General features: G+C 58.4%; 17 protein-coding genes and 1 pseudogene. 8 read left to right on the top strand and 10 right to left on the bottom strand.

Annotation, left to right across the window (positions count from 1 at the left end; genetic code table 11):
* From hemF to hemL, 3 genes are all read left to right on the top strand, one after another.
* Positions 1-841, top strand: an 841-nt coding sequence (hemF, locus tag EPD60_RS04150) for an oxygen-dependent coproporphyrinogen oxidase (RefSeq protein WP_131447156.1), incomplete at its 5' end; no start/stop codon positions are given.
* 169 nt (positions 842-1,010) lie between these two features.
* Positions 1,011-1,985: a porphobilinogen synthase gene (hemB, locus tag EPD60_RS04145; protein WP_131447154.1), complete on the top strand. Its 975-nt coding sequence runs from the start codon at positions 1,011-1,013 to the stop codon at positions 1,983-1,985.
* A gap of 93 nt (positions 1,986-2,078) precedes the next feature.
* On the top strand, positions 2,079-3,368 hold the full coding sequence (hemL, locus tag EPD60_RS04140) for a glutamate-1-semialdehyde 2,1-aminomutase (protein ID WP_131447152.1): 1,290 nt from the start codon (positions 2,079-2,081) through the stop codon (positions 3,366-3,368).
* A gap of 68 nt (positions 3,369-3,436) precedes the next feature.
* Here hemL and EPD60_RS04135 read toward each other — a convergent pair whose 3' ends face one another.
* Both EPD60_RS04135 and EPD60_RS04130 read right to left on the bottom strand, forming a co-directional pair.
* On the bottom strand, positions 3,437-4,054 hold the full coding sequence (locus EPD60_RS04135; protein WP_131447150.1) for a hypothetical protein: 618 nt from the start codon (positions 4,052-4,054) through the stop codon (positions 3,437-3,439).
* 186 nt (positions 4,055-4,240) lie between these two features.
* Entirely contained in the window at positions 4,241-5,170 is a 930-nt protein-coding gene (locus tag EPD60_RS04130; protein ID WP_131447148.1) for a helix-turn-helix domain-containing protein, read from the bottom strand.
* Positions 5,171-5,262: 92 nt separating this feature from the next.
* On the opposite strand from EPD60_RS04130, the gene EPD60_RS04125 reads away from it, so the two are divergent.
* The 3 genes from EPD60_RS04125 to EPD60_RS04115 are packed head-to-tail and all read left to right on the top strand — an operon-like array spanning position 5,263 to position 8,093.
* Positions 5,263-6,681, top strand: coding sequence for a bifunctional UDP-3-O-[3-hydroxymyristoyl] N-acetylglucosamine deacetylase/3-hydroxyacyl-ACP dehydratase (locus tag EPD60_RS04125; RefSeq protein WP_131447146.1), 1,419 nt, complete (start codon positions 5,263-5,265; stop codon positions 6,679-6,681).
* Positions 6,674-7,468 carry an acyl-ACP--UDP-N-acetylglucosamine O-acyltransferase gene (lpxA, locus tag EPD60_RS04120; RefSeq protein WP_131447144.1) on the top strand — a complete coding sequence of 265 codons (795 nt, stop codon included), beginning with the start codon at positions 6,674-6,676 and terminating at the stop codon, positions 7,466-7,468. Before EPD60_RS04125 ends, lpxA begins: the two co-directional genes overlap by 8 nt.
* Positions 7,458-8,093 carry an ABC transporter ATP-binding protein gene (locus EPD60_RS04115; protein WP_131447142.1) on the top strand — a complete coding sequence of 212 codons (636 nt, stop codon included), beginning with the start codon at positions 7,458-7,460 and terminating at the stop codon, positions 8,091-8,093. The genes lpxA and EPD60_RS04115 overlap by 11 nt, the downstream gene beginning before the upstream one ends.
* Here the strand turns inward: EPD60_RS04115 and EPD60_RS04110 are convergent.
* The 8 genes and pseudogenes from EPD60_RS04110 to tsaE form a co-directional block, all read right to left on the bottom strand.
* Positions 8,087-8,545, bottom strand: a complete 459-nt coding sequence (locus EPD60_RS04110) for a hypothetical protein (RefSeq protein ID WP_131447140.1) — start codon at positions 8,543-8,545, stop codon at positions 8,087-8,089. The two genes, EPD60_RS04115 and EPD60_RS04110, sit on opposite strands and share 7 nt — an antisense overlap.
* A 196-nt stretch (positions 8,546-8,741) precedes the next feature.
* Complete coding sequence (locus EPD60_RS04105) at positions 8,742-10,325, bottom strand: DHA2 family efflux MFS transporter permease subunit (protein ID WP_131447138.1); 1,584 nt, start codon at positions 10,323-10,325, stop codon at positions 8,742-8,744.
* Positions 10,326-10,422: 97 nt separating this feature from the next.
* Positions 10,423-11,538: an HlyD family secretion protein gene (locus EPD60_RS04100; protein ID WP_131447136.1), complete on the bottom strand. Its 1,116-nt coding sequence runs from the start codon at positions 11,536-11,538 to the stop codon at positions 10,423-10,425.
* Positions 11,539-11,571: 33 nt separating this feature from the next.
* Positions 11,572-12,738: pseudogene (locus EPD60_RS04095) on the bottom strand (TolC family protein); the annotation flags it as partial.
* Between the two features lie 154 nt (positions 12,739-12,892).
* The gene (locus EPD60_RS04090) at positions 12,893-13,525 is read right to left on the bottom strand and encodes a TetR/AcrR family transcriptional regulator (protein WP_131447132.1); all 633 of its coding nucleotides are present in this window, start codon (positions 13,523-13,525) and stop codon (positions 12,893-12,895) included.
* Between the two features lie 434 nt (positions 13,526-13,959).
* The gene (locus EPD60_RS04085) at positions 13,960-14,730 is read right to left on the bottom strand and encodes a Bax inhibitor-1/YccA family protein (protein ID WP_131447130.1); all 771 of its coding nucleotides are present in this window, start codon (positions 14,728-14,730) and stop codon (positions 13,960-13,962) included.
* Between the two features lie 116 nt (positions 14,731-14,846).
* Positions 14,847-16,061 (bottom strand): alanine dehydrogenase, encoded by a 1,215-nt coding sequence (locus EPD60_RS04080; protein WP_131447128.1) that lies wholly within the window; start codon positions 16,059-16,061, stop codon positions 14,847-14,849.
* 158 nt (positions 16,062-16,219) lie between these two features.
* A complete protein-coding gene (gene tsaE, locus EPD60_RS04075; RefSeq protein ID WP_131447126.1) occupies positions 16,220-16,639 on the bottom strand; it encodes a tRNA (adenosine(37)-N6)-threonylcarbamoyltransferase complex ATPase subunit type 1 TsaE in 420 nt (139 codons plus the stop codon).
* A 105-nt stretch (positions 16,640-16,744) separates the two neighbouring features.
* Between tsaE and EPD60_RS04070 the strand changes: the two genes are divergently transcribed.
* The gene (locus EPD60_RS04070) at positions 16,745-18,877 is read left to right on the top strand and encodes a heavy metal translocating P-type ATPase (RefSeq protein WP_131447124.1); all 2,133 of its coding nucleotides are present in this window, start codon (positions 16,745-16,747) and stop codon (positions 18,875-18,877) included.
* A 146-nt stretch (positions 18,878-19,023) separates the two neighbouring features.
* Positions 19,024-19,679 (top strand): IS256 family transposase (locus EPD60_RS04065; RefSeq protein ID WP_207896541.1); only part of this gene is annotated, 656 nt, incomplete at its 3' end.

The following is a 19,679-nucleotide window of genomic DNA, read 5'->3' as shown; positions in this document are numbered from 1 at the left end:
CGGCGTGTTTGAAAAGGGCGGTGTAAATACTTCCGTCGTCTTCGGCGAGGTGAGCGACATCATGCGCAAGCAGCTGAAGATTGAAGGCGATCTGTGGTTTGCCTGTGGTCTTAGCCTGGTACTGCACCCATTCAACCCGATGGTTCCGACGGTACACTGCAACTACAGAATGTTCGAGCTCTATAGTAAAGATGGAAGTTCTCAGTCCCCCCCTTCGGGGGGCAGGGGGGCCGTAACCGACCGCTGGTTTGGCGGCGGCACCGACCTCACTCCTTACTATTTGTTCGACGAGGACGCCCGGCATTTTCACGGCACCTACAAAGAGGTGTGCGACCGCTTTGACCCGGCCTTTTATCCCACCTTCAAAAAGGTGTGCGACGATTACTTCGTGAACACGCACCGCGGCAACGAGCGCCGCGGCATCGGCGGCATCTTCTACGATCACCAGCGTCCCGATGCAAACCATGACCTGGATTTCTGGATCCGTTTCGGGCAGGCCTGCGGCGACGCCTTCCTGCCGGCTTATGTTCCCATCGTGGAAAAGCACAAGAACGATCCTTTCACGCAGGAGCAAAAGCACTGGCAGGAGATCCGGCGGGGGCGCTACGTGGAGTTCAACCTCGTGCACGACCGCGGCACCATCTTCGGCCTTAAGACCAATGGCCGCATCGAGAGTATTCTCATGAGCCTCCCGCCCACGGTGCGCTTCGAATACAACTACCAGCCCGCGCCCGGCTCAAAAGAAGACGAGCTGCTCCAGGCTTGCCTGCATCCGAGAGAATGGCTTGCACCCACGGAAGAAGATAAAGCCGAGTGGGCGCGGCGCAGCAACAGCTGCTGAAGAAATCTTTCGATCTCCGATGTCTGATTTATTTTAACATCCGGGAGCGCCCGGTAAAAACGGCATCTAATGGCATGTGAATACCTTTGCGGCGACCTTGATTTCGATCGGGAGATCGATGAATCGACAAACAAATCAGCCATCAGCCATCATACATCATAACATCTTTATGTATCTACAGCGTCGTCCCCGAATCCTCCGCGCCACACCCGCCATCCGCGCGATGGTGGCCGAAACGCGGCTCCGTCCCTCCGATCTGATCGCCCCGCTCTTTATCGATGAAGGCGAAGGCGTGGTGACCGAGATCGCATCCATGCCCAACTATTACCGCCGCTCGCTCGACGGCACCGTGCGCGAGGTGGAAGAGCTCTGGAAGCTCGGAATCCGCAGCGTGCTGCTGTTCATCAAATGCAAGGACGAGCTCAAGGACAATACCGGTGCTGAAGCCTGGAATCCCGAAGGCCTCATGCAGCGCAGCATCCGCGCCATCAAGCAGGCCGTGCCGGAGATGTACGTAATGACCGACGTTGCCCTTGATCCCTATTCGTCTTTCGGTCACGACGGCATCGTGGAGAACGGTGAGATCGTGAACGACCCGACGGTGGAAGCACTCGTGCAGATGAGCATCTCGCATGCCGAAGCCGGCGCCGATATGGTAGCTCCTTCCGATATGATGGACGGCCGCATCGGCGCCATCCGCGAGGGCCTCGAGCACAACGGCTATTCGAAGACCGGCATCATGGCTTACAGCGCCAAGTATGCATCCTGCTTCTATGGCCCCTTCCGCGATGCGCTCGACAGCGCTCCCGGCTTCGGCGACAAAAAAACCTACCAGATGGATCCGGCCAACCGCACCGAGGCAGTGAAGGAAGCCCTCATGGATGTGGAAGAAGGCGCCGACATTGTGATGGTAAAGCCCGGCCTCCCCTACCTCGACATCGTGCGCGACGTGAAGAACGCCGTGGACGTGCCGGTAAGCGTGTATAATATATCCGGCGAATACGCCATGATCAAGGCCGCCGCGAAAATGGGCTGGATCAACGAAGAAAAAGCCATCCTCGAAACGCTCACCTCCATCAAGCGCGCCGGCGGCGACCTGATTGCAACGTATTTTGCGAAAGAAGCAGCTAAATTAATCAGTTAAGTGTGCTAGTGAGGTAGTCTGCTGGTGTGCTAATAATACAGACCAGGCAATAAACTACAAAACCACTAACCCACTAGCAAACCAGCACACTTTATGACTATTTCCAAAAGCGAACAACTCTTCTCCCGCGCGCAAAACTCTATTCCCGGCGGTGTCAACTCACCCGTGCGTGCGTTTAAAAGCGTGGGCGGCAATCCCATTTTCCTGAAGAATGCCCGGGGCGCATATCTCTTCGATGCCGACGGCAATAAGTATATCGATTATATCAACTCCTGGGGACCGATGATTCTCGGGCATGCCTACACACCGGTGGTGGAAGCCATTCAGAAAAAAGCGGCCGACTCCACCTCTTTCGGCGCGCCGACGGAGCTGGAAGTAGAGATGGCCGAGCTCGTGAAGAGCCTGGTGCCCAACGTCGACCTCGTGCGTATGGTGAGTTCCGGGACGGAAGCCTGCATGAGCGCCCTGCGCCTTGCGCGTGGCTATACGGGCCGCAACAAATTCATCAAGTTCGAAGGTTGCTACCACGGGCACGCCGACCCCTTCCTGGTGAAGGCCGGCTCGGGTGTGGCCACCTTTAATATCCAGACCGTGCCCGGCGTTACCGGCGGCGTATCCAACGACACGCTTACCTGCGCCTATAACGACCTCGATGCGGTGCAGCAACTCTTTGCCGAAAATAAAGGCGAGATCGCCGCGATCATCATCGAGCCGGTGGCCGGCAATATGGGTTGCATTCTCCCAAAGGAAGGTTTTCTCGAAGGCCTGCGCCGTATTTGTACGGATGAAGGCGCGGTACTTATCTTCGACGAAGTGATGACCGGCTTCCGCCTCGCCCCCGGTGGCGCGCAGGAACGCCTGAAGATCGACGCCGACCTGGTGACCTACGGCAAAGTGATCGGTGCCGGCATGCCGGTGGGCGCCTTTGGCGGCCGGCTGGAGATCATGAAGCAGATCGCGCCGCTCGGATCGGTATATCAGGCCGGCACCCTCAGCGGTAACCCGCTGGCCATGATCGCCGGCTATACGCTGCTGCAGGAGCTGAAGAACAATCCCGGTATTTATACGGAGCTCGAAGAGAAGTGCGCCTACCTGAAAGCCGGGCTGCAGCGTGTGCTCGAAGCCTCCGGCACGCCTTTCGTCATCAACCAGCTCGGCTCCATGATCTCGGTTCATTTCAGCGATCACCCGGTAACGGACTTCGCTTCGGCGGCATCGGCCAACAATGCGCTGTTCAACAAATTCTTCCACGCCATGCTGCGCCGCGGCGTGTACCTGCCGCCGTCGGCCTACGAAACCTGGTTCCTGAGCAATGCGCTCACGCAGGAAGACCTGGATGCGACGATTAAAGCGACGGAAGAGAGCCTGAAAGAGATTTTGTAGCGTGGGCGAAATTGCGCGCATGCGTTTGCACAAAAGGACCGCGAAGCGGTCCTTTTGTCATCAACAACTCAATGCAAAAAGAATGTAAGTATCCCCACCAGGATCAGCACAATTCCGCTGATCCTTTTTTCATTGTGCTCGATGAAATGCGCGCTGAGCAGCTTCACCCCGCGGTGTCCGAGCGTAACCAATAACAGGATGCCGCTAACGCTTACCACTGCGTAGAGCAGGGACAGGAAAGTGACGAAACCCATGCCGTAGGCACCCGCCGACAGGAAAAGGCTCTCCACCTCCAGGCAGGGCGACAGGAACATCATCACGATAAAGATCAGGATCCACTTGCCGCGGCTGCGCTTGTAGCCCGCCACATCTTTTTCGGAATGGTGGTGATGGTGCGGCAGGTTGACCGTATAATATATAAGTCCGAAAACGATCAGCAGCACGGAAGCGACCACATAGATAACCCGCCCGTACTCCTCCTGCAGCTCCTTGCCAATAAGCCCGAGCACAAAACCCAGCCCGACCGTGCCCAGCACATGGGCCATCGCCGCGAGGATGGTAATGCCTGTCACCTCGCGACGCTTCCAGCCCTCGGCGCGCGCCACCGCCACCAGCGGCAGCCAGTGATTGGGGATCAGGGCGTGAACAAACGCAAGTAATATGGTGCCGGCAACGACCGTAAACACGGGGGAAAGGTTCTGGGGTTCTAAGGTTTTGAGGTTCTAAGGTTATTGCCACAAAATGCAGCAGCGTTGCAATATACTACAGATCGGTTTTACCGGGAAAAAAATATGGACTGGATTGCCGATAAACAGGTTGCTGTTTGGTTGAACCAACCCCAGAACCTCAAAACCCCAGAACCTTAGAACCCGTTACCGTAGCAATAGTTCGCAAGGCTTCAGCCCCGTATGCTTCTTAAAGGCGGTAGAAAAGTGGGAAATGGACGAATAGCCCAGCAGCACGGACACCTCCGTAACGGAAAGACCCTTTTCGTAGAGCAGGTATTTGGCGTGCTCCATCCGCTGGCCCTGGTAGAATTCAAAAATGGTGGTGCCGAAAAGCTCTTTGAAGCCCTTTTTCAGGTAGCATTCATTGATGGCCACCTTGCGGCTGAGTTCTTTGATGGTAATGGGCTCGCCGATATGCTCCAGCAGCACGTCGCGGGCGCGGAGGATCTTTTCGCGGTCGTCGGTATTGGCCAGGAAGCGGCATTCGAATACCTCGGGCTCCTTTTCGCCCAGGAGGCAGTTAAGACTCTGCAGCAGGAGCAGTTGCACCTGTGCGTTGACGAAAATATTGGCAAGAGAGCCGGAATAGTTGTGGTTGAGCAGGGCCTCCAGCACGGCGCGTGTCTTGTTGCAGAGCGGAACCGTCCGGGTAAAGGTGCTGCTGTGGCGGAAGGAAAGCACCGACTCGGTGATGTGGTGCCCTTCGGTGCGGGCAAACTGCGCCAGGAACGAGGGGGTAAAGCTGAACTGGAGCAGGTCGAGGCTCTCCGTCCGCTCGGGGCAGGGCCCTTCGGGGTGAAGGGCGCAGCGGTCGCAGTCCTTACCCTTCCGGGTACAGTAAGTATTGCCGGTGAGGCAGAAAAAGAGCTGCAGCGATCCTTTTTCGGTGCTGCCTTTCGGGTTCATTTCGTAGTGCAGCGCGCCGGTATCCTCGCGGGCCCAGCCTTCGGGCCGCACAAAGCGCCGGATGTTGTAGTGCACCGAACCGGGCACGAGCTGCTCGGTCTCCCGGATGAGGGAGCCGTCGTCGGTGGCGGGCAGGCCGGGAATGGCGGTGGCGGTGCTTGTAAACATAACCGGTGCAAAATTAAGGGCAGTGGCGCAGCCGCCTTGTCAACGAAGTGTAAACTGTTATGGGTTGGTCCCTTTTTTCATACTTTCGCCGCATGCTTTCCGAGAATAAAGCTCCTGAATATCAGCATACATTGGCGTCCGAGGTTACCATCAGCGGGGTAGGTATCCACTCCGGCGAAACCGTGACCATGCGCCTGAAGCCCGCCGACGCACACACCGGCATCGTGTTTCAGCGCGTAGACCTGCCCGGGAAGCCGACCGTCAAGGCCGATGTGGACAACGTGATCGAGACCACCCGCAGCACCACCATCGGCTCCGGCGAGGCCCGCGTCAGCACCATCGAGCACCTTATGGCCGCGCTTTTCGCCAACGGTATCGACAACGTCTGCATCGAGATCGACGGCGCCGAGGTGCCCATCCTCGACGGCTCCTCCGCCCCCTTCGTGGAGGCCATCGTGCGCACCGGCCGCCAGCAGCAGGGCGCCCAGAAAACCTGGTATACCCTGCAGCACAACATCGTGCTGGTAGACGAAGACAAGAAAGTGGAAATGGTGGCCATGCCCTATGATGGCTACCGCCTCAATACGCTCATCGACTTCAACTCGGTCGTGCTGGGCACCCAGCATGCCTCGCTGAAAGACATCACCGATTTCAACGAGCAGATCGCGGGCTGCCGCACCTTCTGCTTTTTCCACGAGCTGGAATACCTTTTTGACAACAACCTGATCAAGGGCGGCAATAAAGACAACGCCATCGTGGTGGTAGACAAGCCGGTGACCGAGGCCCAGGTGCAGAAGCTGTCGAAATACTTCGATGACATCGCCATCCCCGAAGGCCGCGGCTACCTTAATAATGAGCAGCTCCGCTTCGACAACGAGCCGGCGCGGCATAAGCTGCTCGACGTGGTGGGCGACCTCGCCCTGGTGGGCATGCCCTTCAAGGCGCATGTCATCGCCAACAAGCCCGGGCACGCCACCAACGTGGCCTTCGCCAAGAAGATCAAGGAGCACCTGAAAAAGAACCGCATCAAAGCCGAAGTGCCGGTATACGATATCGAGCAGCCGCCGCTCTTCGACGTGGTGGCCATCGAAAAGATCCTCCCCCACCGCTACCCGATGCTGATGGTCGACAAGATCATCGAGCTCACGGAGAAGCAGGTGGTGGGCATCAAAAGCGTCACCTACAACGAGCCTTTCTTCCAGGGACACTTCCCCGGCAACTACGTGATGCCGGGCGTGCTGATGGTGGAAGCCCTCGCGCAGTGCGGCGGCATCCTGGCCATCCCGAAAGATACCGACGACAAGTACGATACCTATTTCATCAAGATCGACAACTGCAAGTTCAAGCAAAAGGTTGTTCCCGGTGATACGCTGATCCTGAAGATGGAACTGTCGAACCCGATCCGCCGTGGCCTTTGTGAAATGAAAGGAACTATTTTTGTCAACAACAAGATCGCAGTCGAAGCCGACCTCGTAGCCCAGATCGTAAAAAGACCGAAGAACAATGATTAGTCCTCTAGCGCAAGTGCATCCCAACGCGAAGATCGGCAGCAATGTCACGATTGAGGCCTTCTCTGTCGTTTACGAGGACGTGGAGATCGGCGACGGCACCCATATCATGCCGCACGTGACCGTCTTCGACGGCGCGCGCATCGGCAAGGATTGCGTCATCTTCCCCGGCGCCGTCATCAGCGCCGTGCCCCAGGACCTCAAGTTCGTAGGCGAGAATACAACTGCCGAGATCGGCGACCGCACCACCATCCGCGAATGCGTCACCATCCACCGCGGCACCAAGGACAAGTGGACCACCAAGGTAGGCTCCGACTGCCTGCTGATGGCCTATGTGCACGTAGCGCACGACTGCCTGGTGGGCAACCACGTAATCCTCGCCAACGCCGTGCAGCTCGCCGGCCATGTGCTGATTGACGACTATGCCCGCATCGGCGGCCATTGCGGCGTGCACCAGTTCATTCATATCGGCGCACACACCTACGTGGGCGCGCAGCTCCTTATCCGGAAAGACATTCCGCCCTACGTAAAGGCAGCCCGCGATCCCCTCTCCTTTGTGGGTGTCAACTCGGTGGGCCTCGGCCGCGCCGGGTATTCCAAAGAAGCCATCGACGAGATATCGGCCATCTACCACGTGCTGTTTGTAGAGAAGCACCCGGTGAGCCGCTCCATCGAGCTGATCAAGTCCAACTTCCCCGACACGGAGATCCGCAAGGGTATTCTTTCCTTCATCGAAAACTCCAAAGCCGGCATCATCAAGCGCTATGCAAAGGGCGGCGATGAGGATTGAGCTGGCGGGCGCCGGAAGGCGCTACAACCACGACTGGATCTTTCGTAAAACGGAGCTTAGTTTTCATTCCGGCAACGCCTATGCACTCACCGGGCCCAACGGCTCGGGCAAATCCACCATGCTGGGTGTGATCGGCGGGCTGCTCCACCCTAGCGAAGGGAAGGTGTTTCATTATATCGGCGAAAAAGCCGTTCCTCCCGAAAACAGCTATCGCTACATTGCGCTGGCCGCGCCTTACCTCGACGTCATCGAGGAGTTTACCGCCACCGAGTTTCTCGACTTTCACCAGAAGTTCAAGCCCCTGCGCAAAGGGCACAGCACGGCCTCTGTACTGGAACGAGTAGGCCTTGGCGCGGCCGCGCACAAGCAGGTGCGCTACTACTCATCCGGCATGAAGCAACGGGTGAAGCTGGCACAGGCCTTCTTTTCCGATACGCCCGCCCTGCTGCTCGACGAGCCGACCTCCAACCTGGATGCGACCGGCGTACGGTTGTACAAAAACCTTGTGGCGGAAGAAACGGCGGGCCGGCTCCTGATCGTTTGCTCCAACGACCCGAATGAATACGACTTCTGCGGCACCGTGCTTTCGGTGCCCGATTTCAAGCCTGCAGCGCGCCGTCAATAAGGCAGCAGGCTGGAATAAGGCGTTCCATAAAGGAGTATGAACTCTTCCGCCCGCTCCGCGTCGAGCAAGCCGTTCCGGAATAACTTATGCTGCAGGATAAAGGACACCATGCTCCGCTCCCAGCCTGCCACACTGGCTACATCGGCCGATTGTTTCGACTGCACAAAGAGGAACTGGAAATAGCTCACTTCACCCTTGGGATTCTCGTGCGTGATGAGGCGGCGCGACTGCTGCGTTTTCATCAGGATGCGAAGCACGCGGGTGCCAGAGGTATCATAGACATCATAGCCGCACATGCCGTCGCCAAGGCCGCACCCGTCACGCTCGTAGCGGAAGGCGGGCTTGCCCGCAACGGTCACCAGGCCGGTGTTCTTATCAATCTTGAATTTCGGCTGCGCAAAGCCGGCAGTCGCCAGCAGGAAAAAACAGGCAAGCAGGTAGACTTTCTTCATAGATGGCATTTTTCAAGGTCTTCGTCGTGCTGACGAAAACGCTATTCTATTTACAGGACGGTTGCAATTGCGCCGGCGTTGCAAGTTTGCTATGAATAATGCGGGAAGGCTTTCCGGGGAAACGAAAAACGCCGCTTCCTTGAAGCGGCGTTTTTATTGTTGGTAGCTATTAAGTATTACCCCATCAGCACATTCTTTAGTGCGCAGCTGACAGGTCGATCTTTCCTTCCTGCTTCTTCGCCCGTACAAACAGCACGAAGGGAATACAGATGAGGAACATGAAGCCAAGCGCCAGGAACGAATCCATATACGAAAGCACCGACGCCTGCTTCATCACCGTTCCCTCCAGTGCCTTGTAAGCCATCTGAAGGGCCTGGTCGGGCGGGTGGCCAGTAGCCATGAACTTAGCCTTCAGGCCATTGACGCGGGCCATCATGTCTGGGTCGCTCGGGTTGAGGTAAGTAACCAGGTTGGCCTTGTGCACCTGTATCTGTCGCGACAGGTAGGTTGTGATCAACGCGATACCGAAGGAGCCGCCCAGCTGACGCATCATGCCGGTAAACGCCGCACCCTGGCCGATCTGACGGCCTTTGAGGGTAGACAAGGAAAGGGTTGTAATGGGAATGAAGAGCATACCCATACCGAGGCCGCGGAAGATCAGCATCCAGGTGAAGTTCTCCTTGCCGGTGTCGGGCGTCAGGATCTTGTATGCCCAAAAGCTATACAGGAAAAAGATGAACATCCCGAACGCCACGAGGTACTGCTGCTTCACACCGCGCTGGAGCATCTGCCCGATGATGGGCATCATGAAAGCGGTTGTCAGCGCGGCCGGTATCATAAGCATCCCCGCCTGCTCTGCCGTCCATCCAAGTATCGACTGCAGGTACAGCGGGATCAGGAAGGTGGAGCCGTACAGACCAAAGCCGAGGATAAACGACATGATAGTGCCGATGCGGAGGTTGCCGTTCTTCAGCACCCGTAATTCTACGATCGGGTTGCGGAAGGTGAGCTCCCGCCAGATGAAGAAGAAGAAACCGAACACCGCCGTCACTGTAAGGATGATGATGGTGAGGTCGCTGAACCAGTCTTCCTCCTGGCCCTTCTCCAGCACGTATTGCAGTGAGCCCACCGACACCGCCAGCAGGGCGATGCCGATCCAGTCCACGTCCTTGGCCTTGCTCTTTTCGCCGCCGCCGTATTTTGGGCTGCGTACAAACTGGAGCGTCAGCAGCGTGGCGATCACACCGAGCGGGATGTTGATGTAGAAGATGAGCGGCCAGCTGAAGTTGGTAACGATATAGCCACCCAGCGGCGGGCCGAGCGTGGGGCCGATGATCACACCCAGGCCGTAGATGGCCTGCGCCATCCCCCGCTTCTCGGGTGGGTAGCTTTCGGTGATGATGGTCTGCGACGTCACCAGCAGCGCGCCGCCGCCGATGCCCTGGAGGAAGCGAAAGAGCACCAGCTCCCAGATGCCGCTGGACTGCCCGCAGAGCCAGGAGCAGATGGTGAAGAGAATGATGGAGGCGGCGAAATAGTTGCGGCGCCCGAACTGCTGCGAGAGCCAGCTGGTCATCGGTACGATGATTACGTTGCCAATGGCATAAGCCGTGATCACCCAGCTCACCTCGCTGAGGGTAGCGCCCAGGCTTCCCTGCATCTGGGTCAGCGCCACGTTCACAATGGTGCTGTCCACAATCTCCAGCAGGGCGCACACGATGGCCGTAATGGTCACGATCACGCGCCGCGCCCCGTATTCAACTAAAGATTCTTGTACCATATTCTGTCGTGGATATATCTGCGAAAGAGATGCACGGGGTGCGTCTTTACCTCCTGGCGCCGATATTCGTTATTCGATATTCGTTATTCGATATTCCTTAGTCAAGGTGCACGTCCAGCTCCGCATTCATACCGGCGCGCAGCTGCTGCACCACCGGGTCTTTGGTGTTGGTGAACTCGATACGCACGGGCACGCGCTGCACCACCTTCACGAAGTTGCCGGAAGCGTTGTCGGGCGGCAGCAGGGCGAAAGACGACCCCGTGCCGGGCGAGAACGATGTTATTTTAGCTTCGAGCGGATGACCTGAGTAGGCATCTACATGCACGATCACTTTCTGTCCCACTTTCATCTTGTCGAGCTGCGTCTCCTTGAAGTTGCCGACCACCCAGATCTGGTCGTTGAGCACCACGGCAAACAGCTGCTGACCGGGCTGCACAAACTGGCCGGGCTGGATGCCCACGCGCGATACGAGGCCGTTTTCGGGCGCCGTGATGACGGCATACGAAAGGTTGAGGCGGGCTGTGGCGAGGTCGGCTTCGCGCTGCTGGATCACGGTTGCGGCCACGGGCACCTGGGCGCCGGTGGCACCGCTCTGCGCGCCTACGGCCTGCGTTTGCGAGGTGGCCTGCTGGCGCTGCTCCTGCAGCACGCGCAGCTGGCGCTCGGCGGTTTGCTTCGCGGCTAAGGCCTGCTCGTATTGCTGCTGGGTAACGGAATGATCCTTAACGAGGTTCTCATAGCGCTCAAAGTCCTTCTGCGCGCGCCATACCCCGACGCGGGCGGTTTCGATCTGCGCGTCGATGGTTTCCACCGACGAGCGGGCAGAGCTCACCTGGGCGCGGGCCGCGCGGGTGCTGGCTTCAGCCACACCTACCTGGGCGCGGGCATTGGCCAGTGCGGCCTCGGCCTGCTGCACCTTGAGGCGCAGGTCGCGGTCGTCGAGCACCACCAGGGTGTCGCCCTTCTTTACGTGCTGGTTGTCTCGCACGCGGATGTCGGCGATATAGCCGCCGATGCGCGGGATGACGGGACTGATATTGGCCTCGATGTGCGCGTTATCGGTCTCCTCGTGATGCTGCGCATGTGTGTACTTGCTGATGCCGAAGGCGGCACCGGCTGCTACCAGCAGGAGCAGCACGATGAGGAACACGCGGCTTTTCTTTTTGGGTTGCTCTTCCGTAGTTGTACGGGTTTCGGTTACTTGTTGTGCCATGTCTTTATTCGTTGCGTTGGTTGTGTGTCGAAATTATTTTCCGTTAAAGGCCCCGCCTTCGCCGGCGAGGGTGCCGGCCGCTTCGCGGAGGCGGTAATAAGCCAGGTTGGCGTCGTTCTCGGCAAAGGCGCGGTTGAGGCGGGCCTGCAGCAGCGCGGCGTCGGCGTCGAGCAGCTCGGTGGTGGTGGCGAGGCCGTTGCGGAACTTGTTGCGGATCACGCGATCGTTCTCCTCTGCCTGCTCGATGGCCGTAGCATATACGTCGATCTTCTTGCGGGCGGTGAGATAGGCCAGGTAGCGCTGGTGCACCTGGAGACGGATGCCTTCAGAAAGCTGCGCGATGCCGGCAGTGGCTTCCTGCTCGCGGGCCTGCGCGGCCTGCACGCGGGCCTTGTTCTTCCACAGCGTGCCGATGTCGTATTTAACTCCAAGACCGATGTTAACCGCATTGGTCACCGTCAGTACACCGGGAACCGTGAGGGCCACGTATCCACCCGTCAGCGCCAGGCTCGGCAGGCGCTCCGCTCGTACGGCTTTCACACCGGTGGCAGCTGCGTCGCGGCGGAGGCCGAGTGCTTCCAGGTCGGCGCGCTGCTTCAGGGCCTGGTCCACGAAGGTGGTCACGGGCTCCAGCGTGGCCGGCGCGGGCAGCGCGGCCGAATCGGGCAGCAGCTGCGTCGTGTCGGGGAGGCCGAGCATCAGGTTCATATTCACGTTGGCGAGCTCCAGGTTGTTTTGTGCGTCCACCAGCGCTAACTCAATGTTGCTCTGGGCCAGTTGGGCCTTGAGCAGGTCGTTGCGGGCCAGCAGGCCGTTGCGCTCCTGGTTCGACAGCTCGCGCACACGCTCCCGGGCCGTCGTGAGGTTTTCGGAAACGAGGCGCACCGCCGCGCGTGCCTTGAAAAGGTTGTTGTAGGCATCAAGCGTATTGGCCACCACCGACTCGCGGTCGGCATCCGCATCAAGCCGGGCCGCCTTTTCGAGCAGCTGCGACGATTCGATGCCGTAGCGGATGCGGCCACCGGCATAGAGGGGCAGCGATACGTTGGCCATGCCATAGGCGGCGCTGTTGGGCGAAGCGGCGTTGCCGCCGTTGCCCTGCTGGCTTTTGAGACTTACGTTGGGCTTGTTGAGGCGCATGTAGGAGCCGGACACCGAAGCGTCGGGAAGGCGGCGGTCCTGCGCTTCGCGCACTGCGGCCTGCGCACCGGCAATGCGGGCGGCGCTGCCCTGGAGGGATTTGTTGTTGCGCAGGCTCAGCGTCACGGCCTCGCTCACGGGCAGCGGGCGCTGCGCCGAGGCGGCACCGGCCAGGAGCAGGGCGGCAACCAGGGGAAATGTCCGTGCTGTAATGCTACTGTTCTTCATTCTGTAAAAGGGCTTTGAAAATTTTCTGGATATGGTTGCGGATGCGCCGGCGGAACTCAACGCCGTAAGCAACCTCGTCGAGGCCTTCGAGGCCGGAGACGGTGCGGTAATATTCCTTGTTGAAATAGCAGGTGGAAACGGTGCCGAACAGGGTGTTCATGAGGAGGGAAACGTCGATATCCTTGCGGAAGTCGCCGCGCTCCTGTCCTTCGCGGAGCAGGGCGCGGATCTTTTCGGCGTTGCGCTGGCGGAGCTCGTTGAGGAGCTGGGTGAGGAAGGTATTCTTCTCCAGCATCTGCTCGTAGAGCATGATCTTGTGAAACTGCACCTTGTTGGCGATCCGCTCTACATAACTATCGATCAGGGTTTCCACCTTTTGCCAGGGGGCCAGGGTTTCGTCGCGCTGGAGCGAATCCACCTGCAGGGAAATGTCGGCGGTGCGCTCCTCAAAAAGTGCCTCGATGAGCCCTTCCTTGGAACCGAAATAATAGGAAATCATCGCAATGTTGACCCCGGCGGCTTCCGCGATATCGCGCACCGAGGTGCCGTCGTAGCCCTTCTGCGCGAAGAGCCCCTCGGCGGTGCGGATGATCTGGAGTTGCTTTTCATTAAATGCCATAAATGCGATTGACGGAACAAAATTAAACAAGTGTTTAATTCAATCAAACATTTGTTTAATTCCTTAACAATTCAATGACAGTTGCGGCGCTTAAGGCGGAGCTGCCGCCGCACGAAGCACCGGTCGCCTTTCAGCGACCAAAACCACGCCCTGTTTTTGTTTCTCTTGCACAGGCATGGCCCCTTTTGCAGGTTCCTCCGTCCTGATCGGGTGGAAACGCCGCCGTGCTGCCGGGAAACGCGCATTCCTCCGGAATGCTTTTTTCCGGGAAGCCGGTTATTGAGATGAACCTGCGCATCCGAAAAGAAAGTCGCGCGATGGGCCAGGGGCAGGCAACAAGGGTCCCCGAACCGGCAGCTGCGGCTGGCGACGGCGCCACGCGGGGGCATAAAAAAACCCCTCCAGCGAGGGGTTCTATCGAATCAAGACGGTAATTACTTGCGGTTGGCGAGCTTCATAAGGAGCTTGAGCATCTCGAGGTAAAGCCACACGATAGTGACGGTGAGGGCAAATGCGCCGTACCACTCGAATTGCTTAGGAGCACCCGCCTCGGCGCCGCGCTCGATCATGGCGAAATCGAGCACGAAGTTGAGGGCCGCAATGCCTACGATGAAGAGCGAGATGCCGATGCTGAGCGGCGAGGAGTCGTGCAGGAAGGGGACGCCGTTGCCGGTCCAGTGCAGCACAAGGTCGATCAGGTAGAAGATGGCGATGCCCATCGTGGCGATCAGCACCACCTTGGTGAAGATGGGCGTTGCTTTGAGGATGCGGAAGTAGTACAGTCCGAACATGGCCACGGCCACGCCCAGGGTAAGCAGTACGGCCTGGCCGGCGATACCGGGATATTTGGCTTCGAAAAGCGTATTGACGATGGCCGACACGGTGCCGAGGAAGATACCCTCGCAAAGTGCGTAGCCAAGAGCGAGCTGGGGCGCCCACTCCTTTTTGAAGATGATGACGAAGGCGAGGATGGTACCCACGATCATCGAGCCGAACATCCAGATCGTGGCGTCGGGGCTTTGGGCGATACGCAGCCAGCCGAATGCGGCGGCGAGCAGCAGCATGATCATCATGGCGCCGAACTTGCCGGCCGCGCCGCGCACGGTCATCCGCTCGGAGTTGAGGCCTTCCAGCTCATTGCTGAAGGTGGCGTTGTCGAAGGTCTTTTCGTTGAGGGCGGGGTTGCCGCCTTTGAAGATACTCATGGGAGGAGGAGGGTTTTAAGGTTCTGGGGTTCTGAGGTTCTGGGGTTGGTTGCCGGACCAAACCCGTCAGGGCTTGAATTTACGATTTTCTCCAAACCAAATCCGAGATCAGAGATTTATCTCTGGCTGGCGATAAGCAAGTTTAGGTCAGTAAACTTTAGGTGAAAGCGCTCGCTGAGATAAAAATTCGTTAAGGCGCCTTTGAACAGGTAGATGCCGGTGCGCAGGTGCACGTTGTGCCACACCATCCGCTCGAAGCCCCCGTCCTCGCCCGCTTCTAGCAGGAGGGGCATCAGCACGTTGGAGATGGCCTGTGAGGCGGTCCGCGCAAAGCCGGACGGGATATTGGGCACGCAGTAGTGGATGATGCCGTACTTGGTATATATCGGCGATTCGTGCGTGGTGATCTCGGAGGTTTCGAAGCAGCCGCCGCGGTCGATACTGACGTCGATGATGACCGAGCCGGTGCGCATATTGCTCACCATCTCTTCGGTGACCACCACGGGGGTGCGGCCGGCCTCGCTGGAGAGGGCGCCGACGGCAACCTCGCAGGTCTTGAGCTGCTTGGCCAGCATCCGCGGCTCCAGCACGGAGGTCCAGAGGCGGTGGCCGATATTGTTCTGCAGGCGCTTGAGGCGGTACACGCTGTTGTCGAACACCTTTACCGATGCGCCGAGCGCGATGGCGGTGCGGGCGGCGTATTCGCCCACGATGCCCGCGCCGATGATGATCACCTTGGTGGGCGCGATGCCCGAGATCCCGCCCAGCAGCACGCCTTTGCCCTTGTCGGACGAGCCCAGGTAGCGGGCCGCGATGAGCATCACCGCCGAACCGGCGATCTCGCTCATGCTGCGCACGATGGGGTAAGAGTCGGAGTCGTCTTTGAGGTTTTCGAAGGAGATGGCCGTGATGCGCTTCTCCATCATCTTCTGCAGCAGCTCGGCCTTGAGCAGGCTCAGGTGCAGCGGCGAAATGATGAGCTGGTTCAGCTGTAGCAGGGGCAGTTCCTCTTCGATCACCGGCGCGCTTTTCACCAGGATCGGGCACTTGTACACCTCCTGGCGTTCATAAACGATGCGGGCGCCGGCCTCGCTGTAGTCGCGGTCGGAGTAGTGCGCGCCCTCACCGGCGTTGTGCTCGATGGTAACGCTGTGGCCGTTGCTCACCAGCACCCCCACGGCGTCGGGCGTCAGGGCGATGCGGTTTTCCTGGAAAGCGATCTCTTTGGGGATACCGATGTTGAGGTGGGCGCCTTTGGGCTTGATGTCGAGCGTTTCCTCGAGGGTTTCATAGCTGAACGAAGGGCTGACAATCGGCTTGTTGTGGATCATACGCGCAAGATCAGTCGGGAAATAGGGGCAAATTACGACGATTTGACGGTAGGAAGGCGGGGTAATTGGTTAATTGGTCTATTGGTTAATTGGTAACAGGGACCTACCGACTTATTTGCTACCGACCTTCTAACACCTTTTAAAACCGTTTAGGAATTTTAGTTCCCGATCCGCATCCGCCTTGTCTGGTCGTCCACAACTTCAATGTGCAGCTCCATCGCACCTTCCAGCAGTTCGGGTGCCTTTTCGGGCCATTCCACGAAGCAGATCGCGCCGCTGTTCAGGCAGTCTTCCACGCCGGCGGCGATGATCTCTTCGAGGTCGCGGAGGCGGTACAGGTCCATATGATACAGCGGGTGCCGCTGCCCGCCCTCTTCGTATACGTATTCGTTGATGATGGAGAAGGTGGGGCTCGAAACGGCGGCCCGCACGCCGCGGGCGCCGCAGAGGGCAGCGATGGTGGTGGTTTTGCCGGCGCCCATGGGCCCGTACACCGCAAATACGCGCGCATTGCCCGCATCGCGCCAGAATCGTTGCGCCAATTGCCCCAGTTCTTCCAGGCGGTACTCCAGGATCATGCGCAAATTTAACACGCGTTTGCAACGGAGTTGAAAAGAAAGCGCCCGGTGCACTTTTCGGCCCAACTGTACCCGGGGTACCTTTGCAGCTGAATGGACGACGTCATGGAAAAGGTACAATGGAAAGTAGAAGGGATGACCTGCGCCAACTGCGCGCTGACGGTGCAGAAGTACCTCGAAAAAGAGGGCGCGCAGAATATTGCCGTGAGCGTCATCAACGGTGACGTCTCTTTTGAAATGAAGGGTGAAGCGAGTCCCGGCACGCTTGCAAAAGGGGTGCAGACCCTCGGCTATGCCGTCTCCGACAGTAATTCTACGGAAGCCGCCGCCCGCAAGCCCCTGCTCGACACCCACTACCGCCGCTTTCTTTTCTGCCTCCCTTTTGCCATACTGCTCAACGCACATATGCTGGTGCTGCTGTGGCCGGCGCTGCACCACAACGCCTTCTTCAGTGCGCTCATGAATCCCTGGCTGCAGCTTGCGCTCACCCTTCCGCCCTTTTTTGTCGGGATGAATTATTTCGGGCGCTCGGCCGTCAAAAGCCTGCGCAACGGTGTGCCCAATATGAATGTGCTTATCGCCATCGGCGCCGGCTCGGCCTTTATCTACAGCGTCACCGGCCTGCTGCTGGGCCGCGGCGATACGCTTTTCTTTGAAACGGCCGCTACCATCATCACCCTCGTTTTCTTTGGCGAGCACCTCGAGCACGTGTCGGTGCAAAGCACGCAGCGCGCGCTCAAAGACCTGGTAAAATCACAAAAGGTGATGGCCAATATGATCGCCTTCGACGACCAGCACCAGGAACATATTTTCCCGATCGAGAATACCGAACTCAAGGTGGGCGACCTCGTGCTGGTGAACACCGGCGAGCAGGTTCCTGCCGACTGCAAGATCCTCTGGGGCGATGTGGAAGTGAATGAGGCCATCCTCACCGGCGAAAGCCTGCCCGTTGCCAAAGGCAAAAAAGATGCGCTCATCGGCGGCTCGGTGCTGGCTGCGGGAACCGCCAAAGCCGTCGTTACCGCCGTCGGCAACGACACCACGCTGGCCCGCATCCTGCAGCTGGTGAAAAGCGCGCAGGGCGAGAAACCCCCGATGCAGCAGCTTGCCGACCGCATCTCGGCCATCTTCGTGCCGGCGGTGCTGGCCATCGCGCTGATCACTTTTGTCGGCAACTGGGTCTGGCTGAAAGACTTCACCCCGGCCCTCATGCGGGCCATCGCCGTGCTGGTGATCGCCTGCCCCTGCGCCATGGGACTGGCCACGCCGGCGGCCATCGCCGTAGGCCTTGGCCGCGCCGCCCGCAACGGCGTGCTGTTCCGCAATGCCAAAAGCCTGGAGCTTTTCAAAGACATCCGCCAGGTGGTGTTCGACAAGACGGGTACCCTCACCACGGGCCGCTTCCGGGTTTCGGGCTTCAGCACTACGCTGGACGAAACGGAATTCAAGCGCCTTGTTTATTCAATCGAAAAGCACTCTGCCCACCCGCTGGCCAAAAGCATTGCCGCCGAATGGAAAACGGGCGGCGAGACCCGCTGGAAGAAGATCGACGAAGTAAAAGGCCGCGGCATGGTGGCTACCGACCGCGAAGGAAATGAATACATGGCCGGCTCTTATGAAACGGCCCGCGCCGTCACGCAGGACGATACCCATAATGTTTACGTGCTCCGCAACGGTGCGCTTGTGGGCACTATCGACCTGGCCGACGAACTGCGTCCCGAAGCAAAAAGCGTGGTGGAATGGTTCAAGGAACAAGGCATCCGTACGGTGCTCCTCAGCGGCGACCGGGAGGCTAAAGCCACCTCGGTAGCAGGCATCCTGGGCATCGATGAAGTGATCGCTGAAAAAACACCGGAACAAAAACTCGATATCGTAGCCGCGTTGAGCAAGGAACGGCCTACGGTAATGGTGGGCGACGGCGTCAACGACGCGCCTGCACTGGCAAAGGCCACCATCGGGGTGTCGATGAGCGAGGCCACGCAGCTGGCGGTGCAAAGCGCGCAGGTGGTGCTGATGAACAGCGGCCTGCACAAGCTGCCCCTCGCCATGGGCCTCGGCAAGCATACCTGGCGTACCATCCGCGGCAACCTGTTCTGGGCCTTCGCCTACAACATTGTAGCCATCCCGGTAGCAGCTTTCGGCGGGCTTACGCCGTCGCTGGGTGCGCTGGTGATGGGCCTGAGCGACATCGTGCTGGCGGGAAACTCCATCCGGTTGTCGGTTAAGAAGGTTGTATAAGGTGAAGAAGCGTTTTTCACCGCTAAGAAAAGAAGTTGAATAAGCGTTTCGCTAAGGAATACAATTGAATTGGTCCCGCAAACGGGACCTTTTTTGAGTATGCTCAATAAAGTGTGTCAATTTAAAACTGATTAAATTGATATACGATGGAAAAGAAATCATTTGATTTTGATGCTTTTGTAAAGGAGGCTGGTGAGCAGCTTCGCTCCGGCAAGCCTTTAGTTGGAGCGGAAGGTGTTTTTACGCCGCTTTTAAAGCGCGTTATTGAAGCTTCTTTAGAAGGTGAGATGGACGAGCACCTTAAGGAGAAGAAAAGGCCGGGCGGCAACCGGCGCAACGGCCACACACAAAAAAATATACAAAGCTCGTTGGGCGGCTTTGATATTTTTTCTCCCCGCGACCGCGACGCCTCCTTCGAGCCACAGACAGTGGCCAAGCGTCAGCGGGTCATCTCCGAGGATATGGACCAGAAGATCCTGAGCCTGTATGGCATGGGCCTGTCTTATTCAGACATTCAGAAGCACCTGAAGGAGATTTATGACTTCGACATCTCGGATGGCACGCTGACGGCCATTACCGACCGGATCATCCCGGCGATCAAGGAGTGGCAGAACCGGGTACTGGAGAGCGTTTACCCGGTGGTGTGGCTCGATGCCATCCACTTCAAAGTCCGACAGGACGGCGTGGTGAAGACCCGGGCCATCTATTCCATACTGGCCGTTTCCACGGAAGGGCAAAAGGAAGTGATCGGCATTTACTTTGGAGAAAACGAGGGAGCGGCTTTCTGGCGCTCGGTGCTCGC

The organism is Flaviaestuariibacter flavus (genome assembly GCF_004337505.1).
Lineage (GTDB): Bacteria > Bacteroidota > Bacteroidia > Chitinophagales > Chitinophagaceae > Flavisolibacter > Flavisolibacter flavus.
This window is presented reverse-complemented; position numbering and strand designations above follow the sequence as displayed.

Coding starts and splice junctions, on each gene's coding strand:
- EPD60_RS04085 (WP_131447130.1), bottom strand. CDS start 14,730: ATGAGTATCTTCAAAGGCGGCAACCCCGCCCTCAACGAAAAGACCTTC.
- EPD60_RS04125 (WP_131447146.1), top strand. CDS start 5,263: ATGCTTTCCGAGAATAAAGCTCCTGAATATCAGCATACATTGGCGTCC.
- EPD60_RS04115 (WP_131447142.1), top strand. CDS start 7,458: ATGAGGATTGAGCTGGCGGGCGCCGGAAGGCGCTACAACCACGACTGG.
- tsaE (WP_131447126.1), bottom strand. CDS start 16,639: ATGATCCTGGAGTACCGCCTGGAAGAACTGGGGCAATTGGCGCAACGA.
- hemB (WP_131447154.1), top strand. CDS start 1,011: ATGTATCTACAGCGTCGTCCCCGAATCCTCCGCGCCACACCCGCCATC.
- EPD60_RS04130 (WP_131447148.1), bottom strand. CDS start 5,170: ATGTTTACAAGCACCGCCACCGCCATTCCCGGCCTGCCCGCCACCGAC.
- EPD60_RS04080 (WP_131447128.1), bottom strand. CDS start 16,061: ATGATCCACAACAAGCCGATTGTCAGCCCTTCGTTCAGCTATGAAACC.
- EPD60_RS04100 (WP_131447136.1), bottom strand. CDS start 11,538: ATGGCACAACAAGTAACCGAAACCCGTACAACTACGGAAGAGCAACCC.
- EPD60_RS04090 (WP_131447132.1), bottom strand. CDS start 13,525: ATGGCATTTAATGAAAAGCAACTCCAGATCATCCGCACCGCCGAGGGG.
- EPD60_RS04110 (WP_131447140.1), bottom strand. CDS start 8,545: ATGAAGAAAGTCTACCTGCTTGCCTGTTTTTTCCTGCTGGCGACTGCC.
- hemL (WP_131447152.1), top strand. CDS start 2,079: ATGACTATTTCCAAAAGCGAACAACTCTTCTCCCGCGCGCAAAACTCT.
- lpxA (WP_131447144.1), top strand. CDS start 6,674: ATGATTAGTCCTCTAGCGCAAGTGCATCCCAACGCGAAGATCGGCAGC.
- EPD60_RS04070 (WP_131447124.1), top strand. CDS start 16,745: ATGGAAAAGGTACAATGGAAAGTAGAAGGGATGACCTGCGCCAACTGC.
- EPD60_RS04105 (WP_131447138.1), bottom strand. CDS start 10,325: ATGGTACAAGAATCTTTAGTTGAATACGGGGCGCGGCGCGTGATCGTG.